The sequence below is a fragment of the Phenylobacterium sp. CCH9-H3 genome (assembly GCF_001557235.1).
Classification (GTDB): domain Bacteria; phylum Pseudomonadota; class Alphaproteobacteria; order Caulobacterales; family Caulobacteraceae; genus Phenylobacterium.
Genome location: NZ_LSJI01000249.1, coordinates 1 through 8,212 on the forward strand (window position 1 = coordinate 1; position 8,212 = coordinate 8,212).

Annotated in this window: 9 protein-coding genes and 1 riboswitch; of the genes, 3 read left to right on the plus strand and 6 right to left on the minus strand. The window is 72.5% G+C overall.

From position 1 onward, the window contains the following. Positions 1 to 34 precede the first annotated feature (34 nt). Positions 35 to 427: a MerR family transcriptional regulator gene (locus AX721_RS22200; protein ID WP_068879340.1), complete on the plus strand. Its 393-nt coding sequence runs from the start codon at positions 35 to 37 to the stop codon at positions 425 to 427. A gap of 67 nt (positions 428 to 494) precedes the next feature. Here AX721_RS22200 and purH read toward each other — a convergent pair whose 3' ends face one another. From purH to AX721_RS22220, 4 genes are all read right to left on the minus strand, one after another. Then, the gene (gene purH / locus AX721_RS22205; protein ID WP_068878155.1) at positions 495 to 2,087 is read right to left on the minus strand and encodes a bifunctional phosphoribosylaminoimidazolecarboxamide formyltransferase/IMP cyclohydrolase; all 1,593 of its coding nucleotides are present in this window, start codon (positions 2,085 to 2,087) and stop codon (positions 495 to 497) included. A gap of 25 nt (positions 2,088 to 2,112) precedes the next feature. After that, positions 2,113 to 2,195: riboswitch (ZMP/ZTP riboswitch) on the minus strand. Between the two features lie 6 nt (positions 2,196 to 2,201). Then, entirely contained in the window at positions 2,202 to 3,884 is a 1,683-nt protein-coding gene (locus AX721_RS22210) for a heparinase II/III family protein (protein WP_068878156.1), read from the minus strand. Between the two features lie 7 nt (positions 3,885 to 3,891). Continuing rightward, complete coding sequence (rpe, locus tag AX721_RS22215) at positions 3,892 to 4,551, minus strand: ribulose-phosphate 3-epimerase (protein ID WP_068878157.1); 660 nt, start codon at positions 4,549 to 4,551, stop codon at positions 3,892 to 3,894. 70 nt (positions 4,552 to 4,621) lie between these two features. Then, positions 4,622 to 5,926: an RsmB/NOP family class I SAM-dependent RNA methyltransferase gene (locus tag AX721_RS22220; RefSeq protein ID WP_068878158.1), complete on the minus strand. Its 1,305-nt coding sequence runs from the start codon at positions 5,924 to 5,926 to the stop codon at positions 4,622 to 4,624. 52 nt (positions 5,927 to 5,978) lie between these two features. Here AX721_RS22220 and AX721_RS22225 point away from each other — a divergent pair, with 52 nt between their 5' ends. Then, positions 5,979 to 6,173: a DUF1674 domain-containing protein gene (locus AX721_RS22225; protein WP_068878159.1), complete on the plus strand. Its 195-nt coding sequence runs from the start codon at positions 5,979 to 5,981 to the stop codon at positions 6,171 to 6,173. Positions 6,174 to 6,356: 183 nt separating this feature from the next. Here AX721_RS22225 and pyrF read toward each other — a convergent pair whose 3' ends face one another. Further along, positions 6,357 to 7,049, minus strand: a complete 693-nt coding sequence (pyrF, locus tag AX721_RS22230) for an orotidine-5'-phosphate decarboxylase (protein WP_068878161.1) — start codon at positions 7,047 to 7,049, stop codon at positions 6,357 to 6,359. Between the two features lie 96 nt (positions 7,050 to 7,145). On the opposite strand from pyrF, the gene AX721_RS22235 reads away from it, so the two are divergent. Next, on the plus strand, positions 7,146 to 7,832 hold the full coding sequence (locus AX721_RS22235) for a MarC family protein (protein WP_068878160.1): 687 nt from the start codon (positions 7,146 to 7,148) through the stop codon (positions 7,830 to 7,832). On the opposite strand, the gene AX721_RS22240 is transcribed toward AX721_RS22235, so the two are convergent. Beyond that, a partial coding sequence (locus AX721_RS22240) for an SDR family oxidoreductase (protein ID WP_156467330.1) occupies positions 7,829 to 8,212 on the minus strand: 384 nt, incomplete at its 5' end. The two genes, AX721_RS22235 and AX721_RS22240, sit on opposite strands and share 4 nt — an antisense overlap.

Genomic DNA, 8,212 nt, shown 5'->3' on the forward strand with positions numbered 1-8,212 from the left:
GTGTAGATCTCCGGTCTCCAACGGGATGGAAGCCATGACCAGAGAGAACATCCACCACCTGCCGCGGCTCGGTATGTCGGGCGCCATGCGCCTGTTCGGCCTGACGGCCCGCGCGCTGCGCTTCTACGAGGAAAAGGGGCTGGTCGAGGCGCGCCGCGACCGCCTGAACGCCCGCTACTACGACCCCGTCGCCCGCGGCCGGCTGGAATGGATCGCCCGCCTGCGCAAGGCCGGCGTCTCGCTGCCGGACATCGAAGAGGTGCTGAGCGCCGACGAGGATGGCCGCGGCCACGACTGCGCCATGCGCAAGCTGGAACGCCGGCGCGAGGCGCTGGCCGCCGAGCTCGGCCAGCTCGACGAGGTGCTGGCCGAGCTCCAGGCCCCGCGCAGCGAAGGCGCCGCCCGCCGCCTGGGCCGCTCGGTCTAGCAACACGCTCAGCATCATCCCGGTCTTCGCCTGACGGCGAAACCGGGATGAGAGGCATTTGCCGTCCCTAGTGCCGGAACACCCGCACGCCGGTGAACACCATGGCCAGGCCGCGTTCGTCGGCGGCCGCGATGACCTTGTCGTCTCCGATGGAGCCGCCGGGCTGGATCACCGCGGTGCAGCCCGCGTCCGCCGCCTGGATGAGGCCGTCGGGGAACGGGAAGAAGGCTTCGGAGGCACAGGCCGAACCCTTCACGTCCAGGCCGAAGTCCGCGGCCCTGAGGGCGGCGATCCGGGCCGAATCCTTGCGGTTCATCTGGCCGGCGCCGACGCCCAAGGTCTGGCCGGCGCGGGCGTAGACGATGGCGTTCGACTTCACGTGCTTGGCGATGGTGAAGGCGAACAGCATGTCCCGCACCTCCTCGTCCGTTGGGGCGCGCTTGGTCACCACCTTGAGATCCGCCGGCGTGAGGCGGGCCGTATCGCGGCTTTGCACCAGGAAGCCCCCCGCCACGGAGCGGAAGGTGTTCCCGGCCGCCGCCGGGTCGGGCAGCCCGCCGGTGGTCAGCAGGCGAACGTTCTTCTTCTTGGCGAACAGGGCCACCGCGTCCGGATCGGCGTCCGGGGCGATCACCACCTCGGTGAAGATCTCCAGGATTTTCGCGGCCGTCGCGGCGTCCAGCTTGGTGTTCAGAGCCACGATGCCGCCGAACGCGCTGGTGGGGTCGCAGGCCAGAGCGCGGTCGTAGGCCTCCGCCAGCGAGGCGCCGGTGGCCACCCCGCAGGGATTGGCGTGCTTGATGATCGCGCAGGCAGGGCCGTTCGCGGGGTCAAACTCGGCGATCAGCTCGAAAGCCGCATCGGTGTCGTTGATGTTGTTGTAGCTGAGCTCCTTGCCCTGGAGCTGCTTCGCCGTCGCCACGCCGGTGCGCGGGTCGGGGAAGCGGTAGAAGGCCGCCGACTGGTGCGGGTTCTCGCCGTAGCGCATGGTCTGGACCAGCTCGCCGGCGAAGGCCATCCGCTTCGGCGCGGCCTCGCCAAGGGCGCCGGCGAACCACGTCGAGATCGCCGCGTCGTAGGCCGCCGTCCGGCCGTAGGCCCGCGCCGCCAGGGTCTTGCGCAGGGCCAGCGACGTCGCGCCGCCATCCGCCAGTTCGGCCAGCACCTCATCCATGTCGGCCGGATCGGTGCAGATGGCGACATAGCCGTGGTTCTTGGCGGCCGAGCGGATCATCGCCGGCCCGCCGATGTCGATGTTCTCGACGCAGGTCTCGTAGTCGCCGCCGGCGGCCACCGTCTGCTCGAAGGGGTAGAGGTTGACGTAGACGAGGTCGATCGCGCCGATCCCGTGTTCGTCCATGGCCGCCTTGTGCGCCGGCGCGTCGCGCACGCCCAGCAGGCCGCCGTGGACCACCGGATGCAGGGTCTTCACCCGCCCGTCCATCATCTCCGGGAAGCCCGTCAGGTCGGCCACGTCCTTCACGGGCAAGCCGGCGTCTGCGATCGCCTTGCGGGTGCCGCCGGTGGAGACCAGCTCGACGCCAAGGGCTGCGAGCTGCTTTGCCGCCTCGATCAGGCCCGTCTTGTCGGACACGGAGATCAGGGCGCGGCGGACCACGACCTTGTCGGGCGAGGGCGGGAAATGGGGGGCTGCGGGCACGGCATTCTCCTCTGAGGGTCGATCAGGAAAATGCCCAGGCGCGCGGCGGTCTGCAGTCCGCGCTCCCCGGTGGTCGCCCACCTCTAGTCGCCAGTCACGCGGAATGGGCGCGCCTTACGCCTGCGCCTTCGGCCCGTCAATCTGCTGGCGGGCCGGCGCGAGCTTCCACCGCACCCGGGCGCCGGAGTCCGCCCGCCGCTGGCCCCGCAGCACCAGCTGCAGACCCCGTCCGCCGGCCAGGGGCTCCAGGGCGATGTCGAGGGCGTCGTTGCGCAGGATCCAGCCCTCCTGACCGCTGATCGGCCGCAGCAGCACGCTCCGCCGATCCTGCGAGACCAGGGTCTGCACGCCGGGATGCAGCGGGAATCGCAGGGCGTACGGGACGAAGTGGCGGCCGTCGGGCCCCTGCGCCCGGGCGGTGGGCGTCAGCCGATCCTCGCCCCGCAGCTCGCCGGCCAGGGTGTCGAGGTAGAGCCGCCGCTGATGCATCAGGCCGTGCTTCGGCATCCAGCCGTGGTGCGCGAGGTCCAGCCAGACCGCGCCGGGCGCCTCGTGCCGCTGGCCGTCCACCGCCGCGGCCGGACCGGCCAGGCGCGCGCCCAGCACCCGGGCGGGAAAGCCCCGCAGCACACGCGCCTCGGCCGCGTCGCCCACCTCCACCGTCGAGGCGCTGCCGATCCCTCGCCCTGCGCACGCGTCGATCAGCCGTCGGCCGCCCACCAGCACCTGGATCGCCAGCGGCTGGTCGCAGGCCCGCTCGCTCCAGACGCCGCGGGGCGCCGCACCGGCGTCCGCCATCACCTGCAGCGTGCGGGTTTCGAAGCGCTGGTAGCCGCCGAGGTCGTTGGCCGCCGGACGGTCGCCGGTTTCGTCCTGGGCGCGGGCCGCCGCCACATAGGACGCCGAACGCGCTGCCCCGCCGTGAAAGGTCGCCAGGGCCCCGTCGGCGAGGGTGAAGAAGCGCACCGTGGCCGCCAGGCGGTCGATGGCGCGCTGCACGGCGTCTGGGGCCGCCAGGCCCCGCTGCACCATAGCCTCGTCCAGGGTCTGCAGGTCGAACAGCAGCTCCAGCGCCAGGTCCGGCCGGCGCGAAGCATGGCCACCCTCGGCGCCCACGGTCAGATCCAGCGCGCGGCCGAGCTTGCCCAGCGCGCGGTCCAGGAGCCGTTTGCCCGCCGGGCCGCGCAGGGAAACGCCGGCCACCGCCGCGCAGGCCGCGCGCTCGGCCGCCGTCGCCACGCTGCCGGGCCCCAGGAGGTCGCGGGCCTGCCGGGCCAGGTCGCCCGCGATCTTCGCCGTCTCGGCTTCGGAGGCTCGGGCGGCCAGGAGCGGTCCGGCGCAGGCCAGGTTGAACACCCGGCGCGCCATGACCTCGGGCGCCCAGGAGAAGGCGTTCCAGGTTCCGAAGACCCGGCGCCAGTCCAGCACCAGGCGCAGGGCTTCGGCCGCGCCCTCGGGCCCCGCGGCGATGAGGTGGGGAAGCCAGTCGAACCGGTGCAGCGCCTCGGCGAAGGCCCGGGTCGGGCTGGGACGGTCCCAGGGGTCGCCCCGCACGCCGACCACCATCGTCACGCCGTCATGGACAAAGGCGCCGGCCAGGATGGCGCGGCCGGCCTCGGGGTCCGCCGGACGGAAGTCGCGGGGCTGCAGCCCGAAGCCGCTGGGCCGGGGGCGCGCGGTCAACCACCGGTTGAGGGCCGCACTGCGCCACTCTTCGGCCAGGATCCGCCCGCCGCCCACGACCAGAGCCCGCGCCAGGTGGCGGCCGGGAAGCGGTGGCGCGCGGAGCCCGGCCAAGGGCGGCTCAGCCCCTGAGGGCGGCGATGTTGGCGGCGTAACGCTCCGCCCCGCCGCGGAAAACGGCGGTTCCGGCCACCAGGGCCGTGGCCCCCGCGGCGATGCACAGGGGCGCGGTCTCGGGCGTGACCCCGCCGTCCACCTCGAGCGGGATGTCCCGGCCCTCGGCGTCGATCATCTTCCGCAGCGCCTCGATCTTGCGAAGCTGCGAATGCATGAAGGTCTGGCCGCCGAAGCCCGGATTGATCGACATGACCAGGATCAGGTCGATCTCGTCCATCATCCACTGGATGACCGAGGGATCGGTGGAGGGGTTGAACACCACCCCCGCCTTCGCCCCCAGCTTGCGGATGTGTTTGAGCGTGCGGTTCAGGTGCGGCCCGGCCTCCGGGTGGACGCTGACATAGTCGGCGCCGGCGTTCACGAAGGCCTCGATATACGGGTCGGCCGGCGCGATCATCAGGTGGCAGTCGAACGGAATCTTGGCGTGCGGCCTGAGCGCCTTCACCACGTCCGGCCCGATGGTGATGTTCGGCACGAAGTGGCCGTCCATCACGTCCACATGCACCCAGTCGGCGCCGGCGGCTTCGATGGCGGCCACCTCCTCGCCCAGCCGCGCGAAGTCGGAGGCGAGGATCGAGGGGGCGATGATGGTCCTGCTGGCCATGGTTCCGCTTAGCCTGATGCGGGCCCGACTGCCAATCGCGCGTGGCGGCGAAGGCCCACGACGACGCCCCTCACGCCTGCCGCCTCATCCGGGCGGCGTAGAAGCCGTCCATCCCGCCCGCACGATGGTGCGGCAAGATCCGCAGGGTCCCGTCGGCGCGCAGGCTGGCCTCAGGCGCCCCGCCCTCCCCGGCCGTCATCGGCTCGAGGGCGAAGTCGGGGTGGCGCGACAGGAAGGTGGCCACCTGGCCTTCGCCCTCCTCCAGCTCCAGGGAGCAGACGCAATAGACCAGCCGCCCGCCGGGTTTGACCCGCCTGGCGGCGCTGGCCAGCAGCCGGGTCTGGACGCTGGAGAGCTTGGGGATGTCCGCCGGGCTCGCGACCCACAGCATGTCCGGGTGGCGGCGGAAGGTGCCGGTGGCCGAGCAGGGCGCGTCCAGCAGCACGGCGTCGAACGTCCGCCCGTCGTTCCAGTCGGCTCCGTCGGCGACCACCACCTCGGCGGCGAGCCCCGTTCGGGCGAGGTTTTCGGAGACCCGCCTGATCCGGCCCGCCGAGCGGTCCAGGGCGGTCACCTTCGCGCCGGCCTCGGCGAGCTGCAGGGTCTTGCCGCCGGGCGCCGCACACATGTCCAGGGCGGTCTCCCCCGGCTTCACGCCGAGCAGGCGCGCCGGGATGGCGGCCGAGGCGTCCTGCACCCACCAGCGGCCCTCGGCGAAGCCGGGCCAGGTCGAGACCTCGCCCTTCAGGCCCACGCGCAGGCTGCCGCCCGGCAGAGGCTCGGCCTCCAGCGCGGACGCAAGGTCAGCCGCGTCCGCCTTGGGCGTCACGTCGGTCGCCGGCTCCGCGCCGATCAGGGCGGCGATGGCGGCGGCGTTGTCGGGGCCGTAGGCGGCGCGCCAGCGCGCGGCGAGCCAGGTGGGCGCCATCAGGTCGGGATCGTCGAGGTTCGGCGGCTCGCGGGTCAGGCCGCGCAGCACCGCATTGACCAGGCCCTTCAGCGCCGCCCCGCCCTTCTGCGCGGCCGCCAAGTCGACGGTCGCGCCCACGGCGGCGTGCGCCGGCGTCTTCAGCACCAAGAGCTGGGCCGCGCCCAGGCGCAGCACGTTCACGATCCGCTCGGGCGGCGCCTTCTTCAGCCGCGCCTGCAGGGCGGTGTCGATGGGCCCCAACCAGCGCAGGGCAGCCATCACCAGGGCGCGGGCGAAGGCGCGGTCCCGCGGCTCCAGCGCCGCCAGGGCGGGGTGCGAGAGCCCCTCGTCCAGGCCCGCCCGCCGCGACAGGGCGGTGGTCAGGAGGTCAAGGGCGGCGGCGCGCGCGGGCAGGCCGCGGACGTCTTCGCCGGAGGGCGTGTTTGGCGTGTCGGTCGATGTCACGGCGGCGGCGTGCCCTCTTGGGCCGGCGCGCGCAAGGGATTAGATCAGGGCCATGGCCGATCTCCCGCCCAACGCCGCCCCCGACAAGGCGCTCACGCCCGCCGCCCGCCGCGCCCTGGAAGAGGCCGCCGCCCGCCATGCCGCCGAGGCCGAAGCCGCCCGGGCCTACGAGGAAGGAGGCCCTAAAGGCGCCGAACCCACCCGTTTCGGCGACTGGGAGCGCAAGGGCATCGCGGTGGATTTTTAGGGGCGACGGACAACCCATCGTTTGCCATCCCGGTTTTGGCGCAGCCAAAGACCAGAACCCCGATCACCGACCCTGGAGATGTCCTTCAGCGGCGACGCGGCGGACGACCGTCGATTCAACGCATCGGGGTCCCGGTCTTCGCGTGCCGCGAAACCGGGATGACATCCGTGGAGGAACTGCTCCTCAAACCCCCATCATCTCCGCCGCCACGCGCCGGGCCGCGGCCTGGGGATCGTTCGCCGCGGTGATGGGGCGGCCGCAGACGATGTGGCTGGCGCCGGCTCTCAGGGCGTCGGCAGGGGTGGCGGCCCGGGCCTGGTCGTTCCTGGCGGCCCAGTCGGGGCGCACGCCCGGGGTCACCACGAGAAAGTCCCGGCCGCCCAGCTTGCGCGCCAGTTCGGCCTCGTGCGGGCTGGCGATCACCCCGTCGCAGCCGGCCGCGATGGCCTGGTGGATGCGGCGCTCGACCAGGGCGCGGGCGCTCTCGTGGTAGCCCGTCTCGACGAGGTCCTCGTCGGTCAGGCTGGTCAGCACCGTCACCGCCAGGATCTTGAGGTTCGACGCCCCCCGGCCCCGGACCGCCGAGGCCATCACCTGGGGCTCGCCGTGCACCGTCAGGAAGTCGCAGCCCGAGCCGGCCAGCACCGCGGTGGCGCGCTGCACCGTGGTGCCGATGTCGTGCAGCTTCCAGTCCAGGAACACCTGCTTGCCGGCCGCCTTCAGTTCGCGGGCCAGGGTCATGCCCTCGCCGCCGGCGAACAGCTCCAGGCCGACCTTGTAGAAGGTCACGGCCTCGCCCAGGGCCTCGACCATCGCCCGCGCCTCGGCCACCGAGGGCAGGTCCAGCGGGATGATCAGCCGCGGGTCGGCCTTCACGGACGGTTGCGCGAGCACGGTTGCGGCGGCCATGGTCCTGGCTCCGGTTGGGCGGCAGGGTGGCCCGCCGTCTTCGAATTGGGCTAAGACCCTGACATGAGCCAGGCCGAGTTCGCGGTCAACTTCTTCGTCGCCCTGTTCGCCCTGATCGACCCGGTCGGGAACGTCCCGCTGTTCGCGGCGGCGACGGCTGGCGCGAAATCGCGCGATCGGGCGTGGATCTCGCTCTACATCTCGCTCTTCGTCCTGGGCTTCCTGACGCTGTTCTACTTCTCGGGCCTCAGCCTGCTGGAGTTCTTTGGCATCTCGCTGCCGGCGTTCCGGATCGCCGGCGGCATCATTCTGTTCCTGCTCGGGCTGGAGATGGCCCGCGACGACTTCACCGCCACCTTCACCGAGGCGGCCGACGCGCCGGTGGCGTCGGGCCGCGCCTACGTCCGCAAGCGGTTCGAGCGGATGATCGTGCCGTTCGCCATGCCGCTGCTGATCGGGCCGGGCGCGATCTCCACCGTGGTGATCTACGCCAGCCAGGCCCGCAGCTTCGGCCTGCAGGGCGCCGCCGTCGGCGTGGGCGTCATCGGCGGCGTGGCGCTGGCGACCTTCCTGTCGTTCCTGGCGACGCCTATCATCACCAAGATCCTGGGCCGGATCGGCCTGACCATCGTGGTCCGCGTGCTGGGGCTGATCCTCTGCGCCCTGGCGATCCAGTTCATCCTGGCCGGCTTCGCCGAGAGCACCACCGGCTTCATCCGCCCCGGGGTCGCCAACCCCTACGGGCACTAGAGCTTGCGGAAGCGGCTGCCCTGCGACGCCATCAGGGCCAGGACCCAGTCCTCCGGCACGGCCTTGGCGATGGCGGCGATGGCCTTGTTGGGCGCCCCCGGAACGCAGACGGCGCGGTTCGCCTCCACGGCCTCGTAGCCCGCCGCGGCGACCTCGTCCGCGCCCATCCACAGCCAGGCCGGCGTGGACGAACTGGCGAGCTCGCGGGTGCCGTTCACGTCGTGGAACTCGGACCAGGTGAAGCCGGGGCACAGCGCCGAGACGTGAACGCCCTCGCCGGCCACCTCTAGGTGCAGGCTCTGGGAGAACCGCACCAGGAAGGCCTTCGAGGCGGCGTAGAGCGTGTGGCCGGCGAGGGCGTTCACGTCTCGGCGCTGTGC

Bases quoted from the DNA above. Each gene is read 5' to 3' on its own strand.
- AX721_RS22200 (WP_068879340.1), top strand. From the start codon at position 35: ATGACCAGAGAGAACATCCACCACCTGCCGCGGCTCGGTATGTCGGGC.
- rpe (WP_068878157.1), bottom strand. From the start codon at position 4,551: ATGGCCAGCAGGACCATCATCGCCCCCTCGATCCTCGCCTCCGACTTC.
- AX721_RS22225 (WP_068878159.1), top strand. From the start codon at position 5,979: ATGGCCGATCTCCCGCCCAACGCCGCCCCCGACAAGGCGCTCACGCCC.
- AX721_RS22235 (WP_068878160.1), top strand. From the start codon at position 7,146: ATGAGCCAGGCCGAGTTCGCGGTCAACTTCTTCGTCGCCCTGTTCGCC.